Below are 20,364 nucleotides of genomic sequence, written 5' to 3'. Positions count from 1 at the left end.
GGATGGGATCGCCCACAGCGATCGAAAATGAAAATAGTTTTCATTTGCGGCACTATGTATAGCATCGCCGCATTGGTCCCGTCGAGACCGTGATGCGGCAATCACGAGCAGAAACCCGGATTGTTCGGAGGATCACGTGGAGCAGGACTGGGTTGCCTGGCCGGAGGAGACCGCGGCCGAGTACCGCCGAGCCGGGTACTGGCGCGACCAGGCCCTCGACGAACTGCTGCGCGAGGGCGCGCGGCGGCACGGCACGCGCACCGCGCTGGTGTCACCCGCCGGCAGGCTCGACTACGCCGGACTGGACGGGCGCGTGGACCGGCTGGCCGCGGGCCTGGCCGCCCTCCCGCTGCACCCGGGCGAGCGCGTCCTGGTCCAACTGCCCAACCGCGAGGAGTACGTGACCGTGTGCTTCGCCCTGCTGTGCCTGGGCGCGGTCCCGATCCTCGCCCTGCCGTCCCTGGGCCGCTCCGAACTGGTCGCCCTGGCCCGGCTGTCCGGCGCCGCCGCCCACGTCGTCGCCGCCGGACGCGGACGCAGGGACCCCAGGCCGCTGGCCGACGAGGTGGCGCGCGCCTGCCCGACACTGCGCCACGTCCTCGTGGCCGGGGAGCCGGGGGCGGACCACCGCCGCGGCCTCGCCGACCTGGAGGCCTCCGGGGCGCCCCCGGCAGACGCGCGGAGGGGGCGGGCCGAGGACCCCGCGCTGCTGCTCCTCTCGGGCGGGACCACCGGAACCCCAAGCTCATCCCCCGCACCCACGCCGACTACGGCTACAACGCGCGGGCCTCGGCCGAGGTGTGCGGACTGCACGGCGGTTCGGTCTACCTCGCGGTCCTCCCGGCCGCGCACAACTTCACCATGGTCTCGCCGGGGATCGTCGGCACCCTCGCCGCGGGCGGCACGGTCGTGCTGTGCCCCGACCCCAGTCCCACGACCGCGTTCGCCCTCGTCGAGGCCGAGCGGGTGACGATCACCGCCCTGGTGCCCGCGCTGGTCCCCCACTGGCTCGACGAGGCCGCGCGCACCTTTCGGGACCTCTCCAGCCTGGAGGTCCTCCAGGTGGGCGGCGCCCGCCTGGACGAGGCGACCGCGCGCCGCGTCCGCCCGGAACTGGGCTGCCGCCTCCAGCAGGTGTTCGGCATGGCCGAGGGGCTCAACAACTACACCCGCCTGGACGCCCCCGAGGACGTCGTGTGCACCACCCAGGGCCGTCCCCTCTCCCCCGCCGACGAGATCCGGATCGTCGACGGGGACGACCGCCCCGTGCCGCCGGGGACTCCCGGGGAACTGCTGGTCCGGGGGCCGTACACGCTGCGCGGCTACTACCGGGCCCGGGAGTGGGACGCGGCGCGGTTCACCCCCGACGGCTTCTACCGCACCGGCGACCTGGTGCGCCGCACCGCCGACGGCGACCTGGTCGTCGTCGGCCGGGTCAAGGAGCAGGTCAACCGGGCCGGGGAGAAGATCGCCGCCGTGGAGGTCGAGGAGCACCTGCTGGCGCTGCCCGAGGTGCGCGCCGCCGCGGTCGTGGGAGCGCCCGACCCGCACCTGGGCGAGCGCACGGTGGCGTTCGTCGTGACCGACGGCCCCTGCCCGCCGCTCGCACGGGTGCGGCGAACCCTGCTGGAGCGCGGCCTGGCGGCCTTCAAGGTCCCCGACGAACTGCGCGGGGTCGCCGCGCTCCCGCTCACCGGGATCGGCAAGGTGGACAGGGAGCGGCTGCGCGCCCGCCTGGCCGACCTCGCGGACTCCTGACCGGACCGCTCAGCGGCCACCCGCCGGGGCGGGACCGTCCTCGGCGGCCACGCCGTCCAGGGCACCGAGGACGGTCCGCGTGGTCGTGACCGCGGCGCAGCGGCGCGCCGCGTAGTCCAGTGCCATGGCGTGCTCCTCGGCCGAGAAGTCGGCGACCGCGTCGGCCACGACGAACGGCTCGACGTCGCGCATGAACGCGTCGCAGGCGGTCATGAGGACGCCGATGTGCGCGTAGACCCCGCAGACGACCAGTTGGTCGCGCCCGAGTCCGCGCAGGAGTTCCTCCAGGCCGGTGCGCGCGAACGCGCTGTAGCGCCACTTGGTCACCGTGATGTCCCCGTCCCCGGCGTGGGGGGCGACCTCGGGAACGACCACGGTGTGGGCCTCGTCGTCGCGGAGGCCCTCTCCCCAGAACTCCCGCAGCAGTCCGCGCTGCCGGGGTTTCTGATCCCCCGGCTGTACAGTGTAGATTCGAGGGATGTCCAGGGCCGCGCACCGGTCGCGGAGCGCGCGGACGTTGCGCAGCAGTGCGGGCACCGGCTCGGCGTCCCGCCGGAAGGCGGCGAGGAAGTACCGCTGCATGTCGTGGACCAGCAGCGCGCAGCGGTGGCGCTCCGGGCGCCAGTCCACCCGGTTCGGCGGCGTCTTCCGGGGCATCGGGTAGGCGTCGACGCGGGGCAGGGCCACGGTGTCCTCATTCCGTCGGGGGCTCGGTCGGGTGGGGCTCGACGCCCAGCGCGGCGAGCACGGTGCGGAACTTGGCCGCGGTCTCGGCGAGTTCGGCCCGCGGGTCGGAGTCGGCGACGATCCCCGCGCCCGCGAACAGCCGCACCTCGCGGTCCGACACCTCGGCGCAGCGCAGGGCGACCGCCCACTCCCCGTCGCCTTCGGCGTCGCACCAGCCGACCGCTCCCGCGTAGTGACCGCGGTCGAACGGTTCGAGTTCGGCGACGGCCTGCCGCGCCGCTTCCGTCGGCGTCCCGCACACCGCCGGCGTCGGGTGGACGGCGCGGGCGAGCGCCAGCGAGGACACCTCCGGGTCCGCCAGTTCCCCGGTGATGCGGGTGCCCAGGTGCCACATGGTCGCGGTGGCGGTGAGGGAGGGCCGCGCGGGTACGTCGAGCGCCGTGCACAGCGGGCGCAGCGCGTCGGCGATGGCGGCCACGACGAACGCGTGCTCCCGCCGGTCCTTCTCTGAGCCCGCCAGGGAGCGGGCCCGCCTCCGGTCGACGTCGGGGTCGGCGTCGCGGGCGGCCGACCCGGCGAGCGGGTGGCAGCGCACGGCGCGCCCCCGCCGGGCGACGAGCAGTTCGGGGCTGGCGCCGACCAGGGTGGTGCGCCGGTCCGCCCCCGGCACCTCGACGGCGAAGGCGTAGCCGCGCGGGTTCTGCCCGGCGAGCCGCCGCAGCAGCCATCCCGGATCGACGGGGCGGTCGAGCGACAGGTCCAGGGCCCGGGCCAGGACGACCTTGCGCAGCCCGGTCCGGGAGATCCGGTCGACGGCGCGTGCGACGCCGCGCGCGTACTCCCGCGCGGAGGGCTCCTCGTGTCGGCACCGGACCTCGAACGGTGGACCGGGCGGCGGAGGAGGGTCCGCGGAGCGCGGCATCGACACCACGGTGCGCGGCACCACCAGGCGCGCCGGGGCGCCGGGGTCGAAGGGCAGCGCCCCGACCGCGACCGCAGGGCGCGGCGCCCCGGCCGCGGTCCCCTCCGCCAGCCGCTCGCGCAGGTCGCCCTCCGGCTCCCCCGGCCGCAGGACCACCTCGCCGACCGGGTCGCGGGCCAGCAGCGTGCGGCCGGGCGCGGCGAGGACGAAGTCCCCCGGGCGGTGGCCGCGCAGCGGCGCGGGAGCGGGACCGCGCGCGGGGACGGAGGTCACGGGGCGCCCGCCGATCCCGTTGCGGCGGGAAGGGCCCGTGGGCCCCGTCCCCTCCCGGTTCCCGCGCCCCCGGCGGGGGCGACGGTCGGCGGCTCCGCCTCCCCCCGCCGGGGGCGGATCACCATGCCGACGTACTCGGCCCAGACACTGCGGTGGTCCGCCACGGCGTCGCCGTCCCTTCGTCCTGTCGCACCGGTCCGGGCGGGGGACACCCCCACCCGGTGTGAAAATGATTATCACTCTCAATCCTGTCTGTCCACCCCACCCCGGAGCGGAGGCCACCGGACGGAGCGCCGCGGACACCTCGTGTGCCAGTATGGAAGTGATTATCTTTTTCATGAGGATTGAGGTGTTCCCCCTTGTTCGACGTGATCGTGGTCGGCGGCGGCCCGGCCGGTCTGAGCGCGGCCCTCGTCTTCGGCCGGCAGCGCCGCAGCGTCCTGGTGGTCGACGGCGGCCGCCCCCGCAACGCCCCCGCCTCGCGGATGCACATGCTGCTGAGCCGGGACGGAACCGCCCCGGCCGAGTTCCTGGCGGCCGGACGCGGCGAACTGGCCGCCTATCCGTCGGTCCAACTGCGGTCGGGAACGGTCGTCTCGGCCACCGGGACGATCGACGACTTCACGGTCGCCCTGTCCGACGGCACCCGGGAACGGGCACGCCGCCTGGTACTGGCGACCGGCCAGGTCGACATGCCCTCCGACATCCCCGGCCTGGCCGAGCGGTTCGGCAGGAGCGTGTTCCACTGCCCCTACTGCCACGGCTGGGAGGCCGCCGACAAGACCCTGGCGGTCCTCGCGTCCCGCCCCGAGGACGCGATGATGGCGCTCTACCTGGCCGACCGCTTCAGCTCGGACGTGGTGCTGTGCGCCCACGGCGCCGCGAAGCCGCCCCGGGAGGCCGCCGCCGCGCTCGCCGCGGGGAACGTGCGCGTCGAGGACTCCCCCGTGGTCGGGGTCGGCGGCGGCCCCGACGACGTGGCCCTCCACCTCGCCGACGGCCGCGTCCTGTCCCGGCAGGCCGTCTTCCACCGGGCGCCGACCCGCCAGCACTCCCGGCTCGCCGAGGAACTGGGATGCGAGATCCTGCCGGACGGGACGGTCCGGGTGGACGAGCGGCAGCGGACCACCGTGCCGGGGGTGGCCGCGGCCGGGGACACCGCCAAACTGCCCGCCGTCCCCGAGGCCACCACCCTGGTGGTCCTCGGCGCCGCGGACGGCGTGCGCGCCGCGCTGTGGATGGACGGCGACCTCTTCCGGGCCGACCTGGAGAACCGGTGACCACCGCGTTTAGCCGATTCCCGGAGGGATAGTGGGCGGCCCCGTCGGGTGAGCGACCTCCGGAGGGCAGGCGACATGAAGATCGGGTACAAACTGGCGACCGAGGCGTTCGGTCCCGAGGAGATCGTCCGCCAGGCGATCCTGGCCGAGGCGGCGGGGTTCGACTTCGTGGAGATCAGCGACCACTTCCACCCGTGGCTGGACGACCAGGGGCACTCGCCGTTCACCTGGACGCTCCTCGGCGCGATCGCGGTCCGCACCGACCGCGTGGGCCTGGTGACCGGAGTGACCTGCCCGACCGTCCGCTACCATCCGGCGATCATCGCGCAGGCCGCGGCGACGACGGCCCTGCTCTCCGGCGGCCGCTTCACCCTGGGGGTCGGCTCGGGGGAGCGCCTCAACGAGCACGTCGTGGGCCGCGGCTTCCCCGACACCGTCCGGGTGCGCCACGAGATGCTCCGCGAGGCGGTGGAGATCATCCACCTGCTGTGGCGCGGCGGCTACCGCAGCTACGAGGGCAGGCACCTGCGCCTCGAGGACGCGCGGATCTTCGACCTGCCCGCCGAGCCCCCGCTGATCGCGGTGGCCGCCAGCGGCCAGCCGTCGGCGGAGCTGGCCGCCGAGGCCGGTGACGGGCTGTTCGCCACCGAGGCGAAACCGGAGATCGTCCGGTACTACCAGGCCGCGGGCGGCTCCGGGCCCCGCTACGCCGAGGTGCCCGTGGCCTGGGCGCCCGATGAGGAGGCCGCGGTGCAGGCGGTCCTGGCGACCGCCCGGTGGGCGCTGACCGGGTGGAAGGTCATGAGCGAGCTGCCCAACCCGGTCAACTTCGACGCGGCCAGCGCCACCGTCCGCGCCGAGGACGTGCTCGACGCCTTCGCCTGCGGCCCCGACCCGGACCGCTACGTCGCCGCCGCCCAGCGCTACGCCGACGTCGGGTTCGACCACCTGGTGATGCAGAACGCCGGCCCCGACCCCGACGGGTTCCTCGACTTCTACCGCAGCGAACTGGCCGACCGGCTGCGCGCACTGACTCCGATGGAGGCGGCGGTCTGAGCCGCGCCACGGGCGGAGGCCCGCCCCAGCGCCGGACGTGCCGGACCTCCGCCACCGTGAAGGCGGCGCCGAGCAGGACCGCCGCGACCAGGACGAGGGGCCCCGGCAGCGGCTGGTCAGCCTCACCCCGCGGGAACTCGACGTCCTGGCGCTCATCGCCGAGGGACACTCCAACGCCGCCATCGCCCGCGGGCTCGTCGTCACCGAGGCGGCGGTCGGCAAGCACGTCGGCAACATCCTCGCCAAGCTCGACCTGCCCCCGTCGCAGGAGGTCAACCGCCGTGTGCTCGCGGTCCTGGCCTACCTGCGGGGCGGCGCCCGCTGAGGAGCGCGGAGGCGCGCCTCAGCGCAGCGTCGGCACCTCGCCGCCGTCGGCCCACCTGACGTCGGCGCCGCGCAGCCGCGCCCGCCACGGGCCGGTGGTCTCGGCGAGGGCGGCGGCGCCCGGTGGAGTGCGGCCCAGGCCCACGGCGAAGCGGACCTCGTCCGGGGCGGTCGCGAACGGACGGGGCCAGGCGTGCGCGTCCGACACGCCCGCCCGCTCCAGGGCGGTGAGCAGGGCGCGCATACGGCCCCACACCCGGCCCAGCGTGGTGTCGAAGCGCTCGCCGGGCACCGCGCGCACGGCCACCACCGCCCACGCGGCGTGCCTGCGGTGCATCGGCGGCGGCGCCCCCAGCGCGGGCCGGGGGTCGGCGCCGGTGCGCGCCGCCTCCTCCGCGATCTCCCAGGCCCGGTACAGCTCCTGCTCCAGCAGGTCCCGCCCGCCCGCGCTCACCTGGTCGGCGCAGGAGCGGACCGGCGCGGAGGGGGTGAGGATCCGCACGGGCGCGGCCGGGGCGCCCGGTGCGGCGGCATCCGGACGCAGGGCGACCGGATGCCGCCAGTCCCAGGCGGCCCACTCCGCGAAGAAGCGACCGAGCAGCGCGTCGGGACCGCCGTCCGCGCCGTGTTCGAGGACGGTGCGCGCCGCCATGACGGTCCAGGCCAGGCCGGGCAGTCCGCCGAACGGGGCGCGGTCCAGTCCGCGCGCCCGCGCCCACGTCCTGACGTCGCGGACCAGGGCGGCGAAGGCGGCCTGCCGGTCGCCGACCGCGGTGCGCACCGCCGCGGCGTCGCCGACCGCGCTCAGCGCCACCGCGGCGTCCGCGCCCAGCTCGGTGCGGCGGGCCACCGCCTCGGCGGGCGGGACGTCCCCGGTGGCGACGGCCACCAGGTCCACGGCCGTGCCGCCGACGCGCAGCCGCAGCCCCGGTGTCCGCGCGCCGGCGACCCGCCGCAGCCCCTCCGCCTCCGGCAGCGCCGCCGCGACCCGCGCCGCGACGTTGTCGAGGTCGACCTCGCCGGGCAGCGCCGCCACCAGGTCCAGGTCGGCTCCCGCCAGGGCGCAGCCCATGCTCCGCGACCCGACGACGTGCACCACTCCCCCGGGCAGCGCCCGCGCCAGCCGCGCCGTGACCCGCGCGTTCCACTCCCCGTCATCCCGCTCCGCAACGGGGGCGGCGTCGGCCCCGCGGGCGCCGTCGAGCCGGCGCACCCGTCCCGTCCCCAGCTCCACGACCGCCCGGGGCCGCATGGGCTCGTCCCCCCGGCGGGACAGCAGGACGAGTTCCGCCACCCGCGCGACCGCGTCGGGCAGGAGCTCGGCGTGTTCGGTGGCGAACCGCTCGGGGTCGGCGACCCGGCCCAGGGTGAGGTGCGGAACGTATCCCCCGCCGCTTCCCCCGCAGCGGGGGAAGCGGCGCTCCAGGGCCGCGCGCAGCTCCTGCCACGGCCCGTCCCCGGAGGCGGCCGGGTCGAGCCAGACCGTGGAGCGGCCGCGGTGGGCGAAGACGCCCACGCCGCGCAGGCGGGTGTCGAACGGGTCCCGCGCGGCGGCGGCCTCGGCCAGCAGCGGCGCGGCGTCCTCGAAGGAGGCTTCCGAAACGAAGCCGAACAGCACCGTGACGTGCGGCGGCCACCGGTGGGCCCCGGGGTCGCAGCGCTCCCGGATCCGCTGGATCGGCGGCCGCAGCTCCTCGGGCGGCAGCCACACCAGTGCCGTCCGTGTGTTCGGCGGCGCGTCGCAGACGTCGGAGGGCACGTCGCCGCTGCCGCCGACCGTGACGTCGGCGACGACGCCGTAGTGGTCGGAGACGAACAGGCCGTCCGGGGCGGCCGGGGCGTCGCCCAGCAGGCGCGCGGCAACGGCGCGCAGGCCGGGGCCGCGCAGCAGCACGCGGTCGAGGCGGGCGGCGCGGCCGGACCGCGAGGAGACCGCCGCCAGCGGGTTGGCCCGCGGGTCGAAGGTGGGGGTGTCGTCGTCGGCCCCGCGCGCCTCCGTCCAGGCGTCGCGCAGTCCCAGCCGCCGGACGGGCGTGTCGCCGCCGTCGTTGAAGTCGCCCACGAGGACCGCGTCCCCGTCCACGGCGGCCAGCGCCTCACTGACGCGCGCGAGTTCGGCCCGGCGGCGCTCCGCCGCGTTCTCGGTGTGGTCGCTGGTCAGGTGGGTGACGGCCACCACGACCGGCCGGGTGGCGGTCTCCACGACCAGCGCGGAGACGGCCTTGTGCGGTCCCAGCGCGCAGTGGCCCGCCTCGGCCACGGGCAGGCGGCTGAGCAGCAGCAGTCCGTGCTCGGCGACGCCGCCGCCCGCGGGGTCGAGGGCCAGGGTGTAGCCGTCACGTACCCACGGTTCACGGCACAGCAGGTCGAGGAGGTCGGGTTCGACCTCCTGCAGCGCGACGACGTCGGCGTCGGCCCGCCGCAACGCCTCCAGCAGCAGCGGTCTGCGCCGCGCGGTGTCGATCCGGTCACGTTCGTGGCGGTCCCACAGCGTGTTCCAGGTCAGCACGCGCAGGCGCGCCACGGACGGCGGCGTTCCCCCGGCGGCCGGGGCGGGCCGCCACCCGGCGCCCGGCAGCCACGCGTGCGGGGTGCGGGCGGTGAAGAACGGCGCGCCGAGCCGGCGCGGACGCCGCACCCGCCCCGCCTGGGAGGAGCCGATCCGGTCCACGCCGCGGACGCGGTCCCAGACCACCTCGCCGTCGGCCTCGATGAACACGATCCGGTGCCAGGGGATGTCGCCTCCGGGGACGAAGTCGGGCAGCGGCAGGCGCTTGGGTGGGCGGCCGCGGTCGTTGACCCCCAGGACGAACCGTGCCGGGTCGAACCGCGGATCCCAGCGGACCCGGTGGTAGATCTCCTCGCTGGTGCGCATGGCTCAGTCCTCCTCGCCGTCCAGGACACCGGCGGTGTCGCGGACGCCGCCGTCGGCTCCGACATACCAGGTGCGGTGCGCCTCCCCCGGGTAGGGCGGCTCGTAGCGGCGCACCTGGTCGGCCAGCACCTCCGGGGGAACCGGGTGCCGGCGTTCCACGTTGCGCCGCGCCAGCGTGTCCTCGTCGAGCAGCCACACCGCGTGCGTGACCAGCGCGTCGCGGCGGCGTGCCACGGCGTGCACCAGAAAGCGCTGGTGCCGGTTGAGGGCGGTGGCGTCCCACACGACGGTGCAGCCGTCGTGTGACGTGTCGCTCAGGGCGGTGTCGAGGCGGCGCAGCCCCTCGCCGAGGACCGTGCGGTTGGCGCTCTGGTCGGCGCGGGAGCCCCGGCCCCGGCGCAACTCGTCGAGCGACACGGTGACGCAGACGCCGGGAAGGGAGCGGGCGAAGGTGCTCTTGCCGCTGCCGGACGGGCCGACCGTGACGACGAGGTGGCAGAAGGCGGCGCCACGCCACCGCCAGGTCAGCGCGACCGCCTCCTCGGCGGTGGTGATCCGCCCCTCGGCGAGGGCCCGCCGCGCCTCGGCCCAGCACCGGTCCGCCACGTCGGGGTCGCCGTGGACGAACTCCTCGCGCAGCCGCGCGCGCACCCCCTCCAGCGGCGTCTCGCCGAGCAGTCCGGCGTCCTCGGCGTGCAGTTCGGACCAGGCGACCCGGTCACGTGCCTCCCGCGCCTCCGCGTCGTCGCGTCCGGTCAGGGCCGCGGCGGCGAGCGCGTGCAGCACACCGAGGTCGGCGGCCTCGCTCATGCGCGCCAACCCGGTGCGGCGTTTCTCGTCGGGGAGGTCGCGGTGCAGCAGGCCGTGCAGTCCGACCAGGTCGGCGGTCCGGCGGGCCAGGCGCGGGCCGAGCCGGTCCGCCAGGCGGGGCGCCAGCCAGGCGCGGCGGGCGCGGTGGAACAGGGCGGCCAGCACCCCGGCGAGCCGGGCGTCGCCGGTGCGGCCCAGCAGGTCGAGGCGGGCGGCGGCGTCGGCCGCCGCGGCCTCGGCGCGCGCGACGTCCCCGGGCGTCGCCGTGGCGGGTCCGCACAGGTCCGCCGCCGCGAGGTCCAGTGCGGCGAGCAGCGCCGCGGCGTCCGGTTCGGCTCCGGAGCGCACCTCCCACAGCGCGGCGCCACGCCCGAGCCCGTTGGCGACGACGGGCGCGGACATCCAGTGCTCGCCGGTCCGGACGTGTCCGGGCCGCACCCACTTGGCGACGCGGTGGGCGAACTCGTCGCGGCGGAAGCCCTCGACGGTCCGCACCACGTACCCCTCCTGGCGGGCGGTGTCCAGGCGCAGCGCGCGCAGCGCCCGCTCGTCGAAGACGCCGCGCCACAGCACCGGCGGGACCGGCACGCCCAGCCGCCGCGCGAAACGCACGGTGGCGTCCCAGTCCAGGCAGTGCTCGCCGTCCCACACGGAGAAGGCGTAGAACCAGCTGTCCAGGTCGGTGTAGGCGATCGAGTGGCGCGCGTACAGGTTCTCGCCGCAGACCCGCCGGCCGGGCGGGAGGGCGTGGGCGATCCTGCCGTGCAGGGCCCTGGTCCACGCGCGGGACGGATGGTGCGCCGAGTCCACGGAGCGGGCGTGCAGCCCGTCACGGTACAGGGTGGTGTTCTCCCCGTCGAGCTTCTCGGTGACCACGACCTCCCGGCCCACCAGCCCCGACACCCCGGCGGCCCGCGCGTCGTCCGGTGTGGCCCCCGGCGACCAGGGCAGGTGCGGGGTACGTGGATAGGACAGGCGCATGGTCGAACGCTCCCGATGACGGCACGGCCCAGCACTGTACGGGAGGCGCTCCGCGGGGAGCCATCGAATATCGTCCCACGGGAACACGCGGACCGGTCCGGGTGTTGGGCGAAGCAGAGCCGCCGTTCACGGCGAGCGGGTGGGGACGCACGCACCGCACGGCATGGCCCCGCCCCGTGGGGAAGAGCGCCCCACCACATCGTTTTGCACCGCGCCGGGCCCACGGGCGCGGCGCGGCCCCGATGCGCGGAGGGCTGCGCGACTTGGACGTACGCACAAGAAACAACGTGACGATCACCGGACGCGAGGACGGGCCGGTGGTGATGCTCGCGCACGGGTTCGGCTGCGACCAGAACATGTGGCGCCTGGTGGCGCCGGCGCTCGCCGAGAACGCCCGCGTGGTGCTGTTCGACTACGTGGGCGCGGGCGACTCCGACCTGTCGGCGTGGAGCAGGCAGCGGTACTCGTCGCTGGACGGCTACGCCGACGACGTCCTGGAGATCTGCCGGGAGCTCGACCTGCGCCGGGTGGTCCTCGTGGGCCACTCGGTGAGCGCCATGGTCGGGGTCCTGGCGGCGCTGCGGGAACCGGAGCGCTTCGCCGGACTGGTCCTGCTCACCCCGTCGCCGCGCTACACCGACGACGACGGCTACCGGGGCGGGTTCAGCGAGGCCGACATCGACGAACTGCTGGAGTCGCTGGACAGCAACTACCTCGGCTGGTCGGCGGCCACGGCTCCGATGATCATGGGCACTCCGGACCGCCCCGAACTGGAGGAGGAGCTGACCAGCAGCTTCTGCCGCACCGACCCGGAGATCGCGCGGGTCTTCGCGCACGCCACCTTCCGCTCCGACAACCGGGAGGACCTGCCGGGGGTCACCGCGCCGACCCTGGTGGTCGAGTGCGCCCAGGACGTGCTCGCCCCGCCGGAGGTGGGCGCGTTCGTCCACGCCAGCATCCCCGGCAGCCGACTGGTGACCCTGGACGCCACCGGGCACTGCCCGCAGTTGAGCGCCCCGGAGCCCACCGCCCGGGCGATCGCCTCCTTCGTGGCCGAAGTCCTGTGACGGCGCACGTCACGCACGGCACGGGACGGCTGGACCTGTCCGCGCTGCTGGAGGACAGTGCCGAGGACCTGTACGAGAACGCCCCGTGCGGCTACCTGTCCACGACCCCGGACGGCACGATCGTCAAGATCAACACGACCCTGCTGACCTGGCTCGGCCGTACCCGGGAGGAACTGGTCGGCCGCCACTCCTTCACCGACCTGCTCACCGTCGGCGGCAGGATCTACCACGAGACCCATTTCGCCCCGCTGCTGCGCATGCAGGGCGAGGTGGGCGGCATCGCCCTCGACCTGCGGACCGCGGCCGGGGACCGACTGCCGGTACTGGTCACCTCCACGGTCCGCGCCGACGCCGACGGCAGTCCCCTGCTGGTCCGCACCACCGTCTTCGACGCCCGCGACCGCCGCGCCTACGAAAGGGAACTGCTGCGCGCCCGCAGGGAGGCCGAGCGGGAACGCGAACGCCTGCAGCGCCTGGCCGCCACCCTGCAGCAGACCCTGCTCCCCCCGGCGCTGCCGACGGTGCCGGGCCTGCAGACCGCCGCGCACTACCACATCGCCTCCCCCGACCAGGTGGGCGGCGACTTCTACGACCTGTTCCCCGTCTCCGACGGCCGGTGGGGCTTCTTCCTCGGCGACGTGGTCGGCAAGGGCGTCGAGGCCGCGGCCGTGACCTCCCTGGCCCGCTACGCCCTGCGCTCCGCGACCGTCTCCGACCCGACGCCCACCGCCGTGCTGGGCAACCTCAACACCGTCCTCGAACAGCAGTACCGCGACGGCGACCCGCGCTACTGCACCGTCGTGTTCGGTCTGCTCACCCTCACCGGCGACGGCTGGGACCTCGTCCTCGCCAGCGGCGGCCACCCGCCCGCCCTGCTGCTGCGCGCCGACGGGACCGCCGAGTACCGGCACACCCCCGGCGGACTGGTCGTCGGCATCCTGCCCGACGCCCACTTCGGCACCGCCACCGCGCACCTGGCTCCGGGGGACACCCTGCTGCTCTACACCGACGGGCTCACCGAGGCACGCGTGGACTCCGACCGGAACCGCTACGGCGAGGAGGCCCTGCGCGACTTCGCCGCCGCGACGGCCCCCGCCACCGCGTCCTCGACCGTCGCCGCGGTGCGGGACCTGCTGGCGGACTTCGGCGACGGCCTGGACGACGACACCGCGGTGCTGGCGCTCGGCGTCCCCGCGCGCTGAGGACCCGTCCCGACCGGCGTCCGGGCGAGGTCCCCGGCGCGCTCCCGGCGGGCCGTGTCCCGGTTCCGGGTGTCTGCCGCCCGGAACGTGGAATGCTCGACTGCGTCGCCCACGCAACGGAGGATCGCACATGAGTGCTCGTTTCCAGGAACTCGACTGGCGGCCGACCCCGATGGGGGAGATCAGTCTGCGCCGCCGCTGGGACCCGGTCTTCGGCGAGTACGCCTACGAGGTCAAACTCGACGACGAGTTCCTGATGTCCAGCCTGTTCACGAAGGCGGAGGTGGAGGTCGCGCGGCTGGCCTTGGCCGAGCTGCCACAGCCGCGCCTCGACGTGGTCGTGGGCGGGCTCGGGCTCGGCTACACCGCGCGCACGGTGTTGACGGAGTCGAGGGTGGAGTCGCTGGTCGTGGTGGAGGCGCTCGGCGAGGTGATCGAGTGGACCGAACGCGGCCTGGTGCCGGAGGGCGCCGCGCTGGCGGCCGATCCCCGCTGCCGCCTGGTCCGCGGTGACTTCTTCGCGCTGGCCGCCTCTCCCGAGGGCTTCGACCCCGACGTCCCGCACCGGCGCTTCCACGCCGCCGTCGTCGACATCGACCACTCGCCGCGGCACCTGCTCTCCCCCGGCCACGCGGCCTTCTACGAGGCCGCCGGGTTGCGGCGGCTCGCCGACCACCTCCACCCGGGCGGAGTCTTCGCCCTGTGGTCCAACGACCCGCCCGACGCGGACTTCACCGCGGTGCTGGAGGAGGTCTTCACCGACGTGCGGGCGCACACCGTCGTCTTCCCCAACCCCCTCCAGGACCGCGAGTCCGCCAACACGGTCTACCTCGCGCGGAACACGGCCGCCTGAGGCGCCGGCGGTCCGCGCCGCGAACCGCCCGGCCCCGGGGCCTCGCAACCGGTGCCGGAGAGTCGGGGAGGGGGCGCGGCGTTCCAGGCGGGCGCCCGGGGCGGGTGAGCACGGGTGGGGCGGTGGGCGGTCACGGCGCTCCCGGTGCCACGTCCGCCCGCGCCTCCCCGCGCTGGGGAGGTGTCCCGCACCACGGACCCCCGTCCCCGGAGACGACCCGCCGGAAGCCTCCTACGAGAGGTCCCCGTACCGCTCCGCCCAGGCGGTGAGCGGCCGCCCCTGGATGGCCGCGGCCATCAGGTCCGGGAACATGTCGGGCGTGCAGGCGAACGCGGGCACCCCCAGCGCGGCCAGGGCCGCGGCGTTGCCGCGGTCGTAGGCGGGCGCGCCCTCGTCGGAGAGCGCGAGCAGCACCACCACCTGCACCCCGGCCGCGGTCATCTCGGCCACGCGGCGCACCATCTCCTCGCGGATGCCGCCCTCGTACAGGTCGCTGATCAGCACGAAGACCGAGTCGGCGGGGCGGGTGAGGAGCCCCTGGCAGTAGGCGACGGCCCGGTTGATGTCGGTGCCGCCGCCGAGTTGCGTGCCGAACAGCACCTCGACCGGGTCGCTCAACCGCTCGGTGAGGTCGACGACGGAGGTGTCGAACACCACCAGGGAGGTGCGCAGGGTCCGCATCGACCCCAGCACCGCGCCGAACACGCTGGCGTACACCACCGACGAGGCCATCGATCCGCTCTGGTCGATGGCGAGGACGACGTCGCGCTGCACTCCCCGGCTGCGCCGCCCGTAGCCGATCAGGGTCTGCGGCACGACGGTGCGCTGTTCGGGCAGGTAGTGCTGGAGGTTGCGGCGGATGGTGCGGTCCCAGTCGATGTCGGCGACCCGCCGGGGACGGGTGGTGCGCGCCGAGCGGTCGAGCGCGCCCTGGACCACCGAGCGGGTGTGCTGGGCCAGCTTGCGCTCCAGTTCCCCGACCACGGAGCGGACCACCACGCGCGCCGACTCGCGGGCGGTCTGCGGCATGACGTCCTTCAGGGACAGCAGAGTGCCCACGAGGTGGACGTCGGGCTCGACCGCCTCCATCATCTCCGGTTCCAGCAGCAACTGCCGCAGCCCCAGCCGCCGCATGGCGTCGTGCTGCATCACCCGCACGACGGTGGACGGGAAGTAGCGGCGGATGTCGCCGAGCCAGCGCGCCACCTTCGGCGCGGAGGAGCCGAGTCCGGCCGACCGCTGTGCGCCCTCCTCCCCGCCGCTGTCGTAGAGGGCGGCCAGTGCGGCGTCCATGCGGGCGTCGTCGCCGCCCGGCCCGCCGCAGGCCGCGTCGGCCTCGGCGCCGAGCACCAGCCGCCAGCGCCGCGTCCGCTCCGACGTGCTCGCCGCGGCCGCGTCGAGGTCGTTGTTCATACCGGTTGCCTTTCGTGCGGTGGGGTCGGGGCGGGCAGGCCGAGGATCACAGCGACCGCGGCCACGGCGGGAGCGGCCCGTTCGGCGTCGGTCGGCTGCTCGCCGTCGCCGTACCGGCCGGGGGCGTCGTCGGCCCGGGCCACCCGGTCGGCTACGGCGCGGCGCTCGGGTGCGGCGAAGCCGCCGAAGGTGCGGCGCAGCAGCGGCAGCACGTCGACGAACGCGCGCTCGCCGAGGCCGGTGAGCCACCGGTCGACGAGATCGAGCAGCGCGGGGTCGTGCACCAGCAGCAGTCCGCTCCCCGACAGAAACCCCTCGATCCAGGCGGCGGTGCGCTCGGGCGCGGTGCCGGGTGAGGCGATCTGGCTCAGCCGGATGTGCAGGGTGTCGGCGTCCAGGCGGTCGCTGTCGCGGAGGATGCGGTGCACCCGTCCGGCGACGCGGCCGGGGACGGCGCCGCGGGGCGCCAGGGAGACCAGGGCGTCGAGCCACTCGTCCTCGGCGTCGCCGCCGAGCAGGACGGCCGCTCCGTGGGTGGCGTCGACGGCGGCGGCCATCGGGGCGGCGGCGTCCTCGCCCAGTCCGCCCAGCGCCGCGGCCAGCCCCACGCAGACGCGGCGCAGCAGTTCCACGGCGATGCCGCGCAGCGCGTCGGCGTCGAAGCGGCGGACGCTGCCGTAGCGGGAGGAGCGCGCCAGCGGGGGCAGCGCCTTCATCAGGTGCTGGATGTCGGCGTCCTCGGCGGCCCGCTCCGACACCCGCGCCACCACGGCGGAGACGGCGTCGGGCAGGTCGGCGAGCAGGCAGTCCTCGATGAGCCGGGTCAGTGTGGGCAGGTCGGCGTCGGCGGCGTCGGCGTGCACGCGCGCCGCGGTCGCCGCGGCGACGGTGGTGCCCCACCGGCTGGCCTCGATGACCGCGAGGTCGGCCTCGGGCTCCCAGCGCAGGGTCCAGGTCTCGCGGAACGTGCCGCGCGAGCGGACGGTGTCGTGGCGGGGCCGCCCCCATTGCACGCCGAGCAGCCGCAGCCGGTGCAGCAGGGCGCTGCGTTCCCGGTCGAGTTCCCTGCGCAGGTCGAGGGTGAGGTCCCGGTCGAGCGCCTCGGGTTTGAGGCGCAGTCGCTTCTGCCGGGCGGCGAGGTCGCGTTGCAGCGGGACCGTGGGCGTGGTGGGCGGGACCGCGCCGAGCCGCTCGCCCAGGGCCATGGCGTCGTGCACGAGCCGGGCGCGCGCCTGCGACCCCTCGCACAGCACCGCCGAGGTGGCCTCGGCGATCTCCTCCAGTCCCGCCAGGGGGCGGCCGCGCAGGGCGGCCAGTCCCCCGCACAGCCGCACCGCCTCGATGACGTGGGAGGACGACACCGGCTGGTCCTTGTCCCGCAGCCGCCGCGCCGCCTCGGTCAGCCACCGCTCCACGGGCCGGTCGGGCACGGTGAACAGGTGGTGGTACCAGCCGGGTGAGCGCACCCCGGCGCGGTAGCCGCCCGAGGCCGCGAGCCGTCCGTGCGTCCACGGAATCCAGGTGGCGGCGACCTTCGTCTTGGGCAGGCCGCGCAGCAGGCGGGAGTCGGAGGCGGCGCTGGGCAGGTCCAGCAGGGCGGGCACGTGCCAGGCGCCGCACACCACGGCCACCTTCCGGTGTCCGGCGCGCAGGGTGGCGCGCAGCACCTGGCGCATGTGCGCCTCGCGGCGGGCCTCGCGCTCGGTCTCGGGTTCGGGGGCGAGTTCGGCGCGCACCGCCGCCATCGCCTCGGCGATGGCGGGGAACGGGGACGGGCCGTCGGCGTCGCGCTGCTCCACGACGTCGTCCCACCAGCGTTCGGGGTCGTCGTAGCCCGCGGCCTCGGCGAGCACGCCGAGCGGGTCGACGCGGGCGCGCGTCTGCTCCCCTTCGGGGGCCTCCTGCTCCCCGGCCAGGGTGTGGGCGGCCGGAAGGTCGCAGAAACGCACCTCGGCGCCGTGGTCGGCGGCGTGGCGCAGCGCCTGCCACTCCGGGGAGAAGGCGGCGAACGGCCAGAACGCGGCGCGGGCCGGGTCGGACTGGTCGTAGGCGAGCAGCGCGACCGGCGGTTCCAGGCCGTTGACGAGCCCGGTGAGCGCGTCGGCCTCGGGGGGACCCTCGATCAGCACGGCGTCGGGGCGCAGCCGCTCCAGTTCCGCGCGGACCGCGCGCGCCGACCCGGGGCCGTGGTGGCGGACGCCCAGGACGTGGACGCGTTCGGTGTCGACCTTGGGCATCAGCGGCTCGCCTCCCGGCAGGCGCGGTAGAAGTCGTCCCAGTCGTCGCGTTCGCGCACCACGGTCTCCAGGTACTCGCGCCACACCACGCCGTCGGAGACCGGGTCCTGCACGACCGCGCCGCTGATCCCGGCGGCGACGTCGCCGGGGCGCAGCACGCCGTCGCCGAAGTGCGCGGCCAGGGCGATGCCGTTGGTGATGACGGAGATCGCCTCGGCGGTGCTGAGGGTGCCGCTGGGGGACTTGACCTTGGTGCGGCCGTCCTCGGTGACGCCGTTGCGCAGTTCCCGGAAGACGGTGACGACCCGGCGGATCTCGGTGAGTCCGGCGGGCACCTCGGGCAGGTCGAGGTTGCGGCCCAGTTGGGCGACGCGGCGGGTGACGATCTCGACCTCGTCGTCGGCGGTCTGCGGGACCGGCAGCACGACGGTGTTGAAGCGGCGGCGCAGCGCGCTGGACAGGTCGTTGACGCCGCGGTCGCGGTCGTTGGCGGTGGCGATGATGTTGAAGCCGCGCCGGGCCTGCACCTCGATGCCGAGCTCGGGCACCGGCAGGGTCTTCTCCGACAGGATGGTGATCAGCGCGTCCTGCACGTCGGAGGGGATGCGGGTGAGCTCCTCGACGCGGGCCAGGCGCCCCTCGGACATGGCGGTCATGACCGGGCTGGGCACCAGCGCCTGCTCCGAGGGGCCCTCGGCGAGCAGCCGGGCGTAGTTCCAGCCGTAGCGCACGGCCTCCTCGGCGGTGCCCGCCGTGCCCTGGACCAGCAGTGTGGAGTCTCCGGCGACGGCGGCGGCGAGGTGTTCGGACAGCCAGGTCTTGGCGGTGCCGGGCACGCCGAGCAGCAGCAGGGCGCGGTCGGTGGCCAGGGTGGCGACGGCGACCTCGACCACGCGGCGCGCGCCGACGTACTTGGGGGTGATCTCGGTGCCGTCGTCGAGGGTGGTGCCGAGGACGTACTGGGTGACGGCCCAGGGCGACAGTTTCCAGCCGGGCGGGCGGGGGCGGTCGTCGGCCTTGGCGAGGGCGGCGAGTTCGTCGGCGTAGGCCTGCTCGGCGTGCGGGCGCAGCACGGCGGGGGTCTGGGTGCTCACATCAGCTCCTTGCGCATGTCGTCGCGGAATTTCAGGGTTCCCGCGAGGTCGGCCACGGTGGCCTGGTTGTTGTCGTCGTCGCGGTGGTGGTCGGCGGCTTCGGCGAAGCGCCGGTGCAGGGCGGGGTCGAGTCTGGTGGCGGCGTGGTGGCACAGTCGCGTCAGCAGCGACATGGTGGTCCGTTCCGGGTCGAGGATCACCTCGGTCACCGTCGCGGCGAGATCCGCGCTCCACCGGCAGTCGAGCTGTTCGAGGAGCGGGAGGAGCCGCTGCGCGGTCGGCCGGGAGCCGCTCCAGCGCAGCACCCAGGCGCACTGCTCCTCGGCGTCCAGCAGGGCCAGCAGCGCGGACGCCCGGCTGGCCCGCGGGTTCTGGTGGTTGACGAGCCGGGTCATCATGGGGGTGAGGAGCGCCCGGGCCCATGCGCGGTCGCGTTGCAGCACGGCGGCGTTGGCCAGGGCGCAGCACAGGTCCCAGTCCCCGGTCGCGGCCACGACGTCGACCGGGGTGTCGCCGAGGTGGCCGATCCAGGTCTCCAGGGGCGTGTGGGAGACCAGGGCCCACAGGCGTTCGCGGCGCTTGTCACCCTTGGGGTCGGCGGTGTCGGTGGGGCTGACGCCGAGCGCCGCGGCGAGGTCGGTGTCGGCGAGGTCGGGCAGGGTGATCTCGACCGGCCGGCGGGGGCGGGGACGGCGGAGCAGGCGGACGGCGTGCGCGGCGAGGCGGCGGCTGTGGGCGCTGTCGGGCAGTTGCGCCAGCAGGGTCGCGGCCAGGGCGCGCACCCTGGAGGCGCGGTCGTCCAGCGCCGTGTCGAGGAACGGCTCGTCCTCGCGCGACAGACCGGTCCGGAAGGTCTCCAGGAGTCGCAGCCGCTGCTCGGCCCGCTCGTTCGGCCACGTCTCGGCGAGCAGGTCGCGGGCCGCGGCGGGGTCGGTGCGGCGCAGCGCGGCCAGTTGGGCGCGGCGCTGCCCGGCCGTGCCGGTCTTCCACTCCTCGGGGTCGAAGGCGGTCTCGACGGCGTCGTCGAGGTAGGCCCAGGCGGGGTTGTGGCGGGCCAGCCACCGGGCCCGTTCGCCGCCGAGGCGGGCGAGGGCCGGGCGCAGCGCGGTCTCGTGGCGGCCGCGGTCGAGCAGGGCGGGCAGCAGTTCCGGCGGCAGGCGGCGGCCGGTGGCGACGGCGAGGTCCAGCCATTCGGCGAGCAGGTCGCGGTGGGGGCCGGTGAGGATGGAGTTCAGTCGGGTGACGGCCGCGGCGCGGAGGTGGGGCGCGGTCTCGGCCGGGGCCGCGGGCGGCGGGGCGACCCGGCGGGGGACGTGGCCCGCGCGGCGCTGCACGGCGGCCAGGGCCGCGCGGTCGAGCAGGACCGCCGCGGGGTCGTCGCCGGCCGCCTCGGGCAGTCCGGGCGTGTGCGGCACGGCGCGCCGGGCGGTACCCACCAGCGCCGTCGACACGAGGTCGTGCCAGGGACCGGTGTCTGTCACGCGCTTTCCTTTCGTATCCATACAGTCACACAGAGTGACCGCACGTGTGTC

13 protein-coding genes and 2 pseudogenes are annotated in these 20,364 nt (G+C 75.6%); 7 read left to right on the top strand and 8 right to left on the bottom strand.

Features of this window, described 5'->3' with window-relative positions:
• The first annotated feature begins 136 nt into the window (after nt 1-136).
• A pseudogene (locus NI17_RS05440) lies at nt 137-1,758 on the top strand ((2,3-dihydroxybenzoyl)adenylate synthase).
• 9 nt (nt 1,759-1,767) lie between these two features.
• Here the strand turns inward: NI17_RS05440 and NI17_RS05435 are convergent.
• Together NI17_RS05435 and NI17_RS05430 are read right to left on the bottom strand one after the other, a co-directional pair.
• The gene (locus NI17_RS05435; RefSeq protein ID WP_068692050.1) at nt 1,768-2,445 is read right to left on the bottom strand and encodes an isochorismatase family protein; all 678 of its coding nucleotides are present in this window, start codon (nt 2,443-2,445) and stop codon (nt 1,768-1,770) included.
• A gap of 7 nt (nt 2,446-2,452) precedes the next feature.
• Nucleotides 2,453-3,640: an isochorismate synthase gene (locus NI17_RS05430; RefSeq protein WP_157129745.1), complete on the bottom strand. Its 1,188-nt coding sequence runs from the start codon at nt 3,638-3,640 to the stop codon at nt 2,453-2,455.
• Between the two features lie 368 nt (nt 3,641-4,008).
• On the opposite strand from NI17_RS05430, the gene NI17_RS05425 reads away from it, so the two are divergent.
• The 3 genes and pseudogenes from NI17_RS05425 to NI17_RS05415 form a co-directional block, all read left to right on the top strand.
• Entirely contained in the window at nt 4,009-4,920 is a 912-nt protein-coding gene (locus NI17_RS05425) for an NAD(P)/FAD-dependent oxidoreductase (protein WP_234401979.1), read from the top strand.
• A gap of 75 nt (nt 4,921-4,995) precedes the next feature.
• Complete coding sequence (locus NI17_RS05420) at nt 4,996-5,976, top strand: TIGR03557 family F420-dependent LLM class oxidoreductase (protein WP_068692046.1); 981 nt, start codon at nt 4,996-4,998, stop codon at nt 5,974-5,976.
• Between the two features lie 112 nt (nt 5,977-6,088).
• Nucleotides 6,089-6,301 (top strand): annotated as a pseudogene (locus NI17_RS05415) (response regulator transcription factor); the annotation flags it as partial.
• An 18-nt stretch (nt 6,302-6,319) separates the two neighbouring features.
• Here NI17_RS05415 and NI17_RS05410 read toward each other — a convergent pair.
• Together NI17_RS05410 and NI17_RS05405 are read right to left on the bottom strand one after the other, a co-directional pair.
• Complete coding sequence (locus NI17_RS05410) at nt 6,320-9,175, bottom strand: poly(A) polymerase (protein ID WP_243597626.1); 2,856 nt, start codon at nt 9,173-9,175, stop codon at nt 6,320-6,322.
• A gap of 3 nt (nt 9,176-9,178) precedes the next feature.
• A complete protein-coding gene (locus NI17_RS05405) occupies nt 9,179-10,966 on the bottom strand; it encodes an RNA ligase family protein (RefSeq protein ID WP_068692042.1) in 1,788 nt (595 codons plus the stop codon).
• Between the two features lie 287 nt (nt 10,967-11,253).
• Between NI17_RS05405 and NI17_RS05400 the strand changes: the two genes are divergently transcribed.
• The 3 genes from NI17_RS05400 to NI17_RS05390 all read left to right on the top strand — a co-directional run bounded on the left by NI17_RS05400 (nt 11,254) and on the right by NI17_RS05390 (nt 14,088).
• A complete protein-coding gene (locus tag NI17_RS05400) occupies nt 11,254-12,033 on the top strand; it encodes an alpha/beta fold hydrolase (RefSeq protein ID WP_324609966.1) in 780 nt (259 codons plus the stop codon).
• Nucleotides 12,030-13,235, top strand: a complete 1,206-nt coding sequence (locus NI17_RS05395; protein WP_068692038.1) for a SpoIIE family protein phosphatase — start codon at nt 12,030-12,032, stop codon at nt 13,233-13,235. Before NI17_RS05400 ends, NI17_RS05395 begins: the two co-directional genes overlap by 4 nt.
• Nucleotides 13,236-13,365: 130 nt before the next feature.
• Entirely contained in the window at nt 13,366-14,088 is a 723-nt protein-coding gene (locus NI17_RS05390; RefSeq protein WP_068692036.1) for a polyamine aminopropyltransferase, read from the top strand.
• A gap of 231 nt (nt 14,089-14,319) precedes the next feature.
• On the opposite strand, the gene NI17_RS05385 is transcribed toward NI17_RS05390, so the two are convergent.
• From NI17_RS05385 to NI17_RS05370, 4 genes are read right to left on the bottom strand one after another with little or no spacing between them, the layout of a single operon-like run.
• Entirely contained in the window at nt 14,320-15,501 is a 1,182-nt protein-coding gene (locus NI17_RS05385; protein WP_068692034.1) for a VWA domain-containing protein, read from the bottom strand.
• A complete protein-coding gene (locus NI17_RS05380; RefSeq protein WP_243597625.1) occupies nt 15,498-17,738 on the bottom strand; it encodes a DUF5682 family protein in 2,241 nt (746 codons plus the stop codon). The genes NI17_RS05385 and NI17_RS05380 overlap by 4 nt, the downstream gene beginning before the upstream one ends.
• Nucleotides 17,738-18,832 (bottom strand): ATP-binding protein, encoded by a 1,095-nt coding sequence (locus NI17_RS05375; RefSeq protein WP_068692032.1) that lies wholly within the window; start codon nt 18,830-18,832, stop codon nt 17,738-17,740. Before NI17_RS05375 ends, NI17_RS05380 begins: the two co-directional genes overlap by 1 nt.
• Complete coding sequence (locus NI17_RS05370; protein ID WP_084012661.1) at nt 18,829-20,313, bottom strand: DUF5691 domain-containing protein; 1,485 nt, start codon at nt 20,311-20,313, stop codon at nt 18,829-18,831. Before NI17_RS05370 ends, NI17_RS05375 begins: the two co-directional genes overlap by 4 nt.
• Between the last annotated feature and the right edge of the window lie 51 nt (nt 20,314-20,364).

It is taken from the genome of Thermobifida halotolerans (genome assembly GCF_003574835.2).
GTDB lineage: Bacteria > Actinomycetota > Actinomycetes > Streptosporangiales > Streptosporangiaceae > Thermobifida > Thermobifida halotolerans.
This window is presented reverse-complemented; position numbering and strand designations above follow the sequence as displayed.

Excerpts from the sequence above, each read along its gene's own strand:
- NI17_RS05420 (WP_068692046.1), top strand. The coding sequence starts at position 4,996 with ATGAAGATCGGGTACAAACTGGCGACCGAGGCGTTCGGTCCCGAGGAG.
- NI17_RS05410 (WP_243597626.1), bottom strand. The coding sequence starts at position 9,175 with ATGCGCACCAGCGAGGAGATCTACCACCGGGTCCGCTGGGATCCGCGG.
- NI17_RS05405 (WP_068692042.1), bottom strand. The coding sequence starts at position 10,966 with ATGCGCCTGTCCTATCCACGTACCCCGCACCTGCCCTGGTCGCCGGGG.
- NI17_RS05390 (WP_068692036.1), top strand. The coding sequence starts at position 13,366 with ATGAGTGCTCGTTTCCAGGAACTCGACTGGCGGCCGACCCCGATGGGG.
- NI17_RS05385 (WP_068692034.1), bottom strand. The coding sequence starts at position 15,501 with ATGAACAACGACCTCGACGCGGCCGCGGCGAGCACGTCGGAGCGGACG.
- NI17_RS05380 (WP_243597625.1), bottom strand. The coding sequence starts at position 17,738 with ATGCCCAAGGTCGACACCGAACGCGTCCACGTCCTGGGCGTCCGCCAC.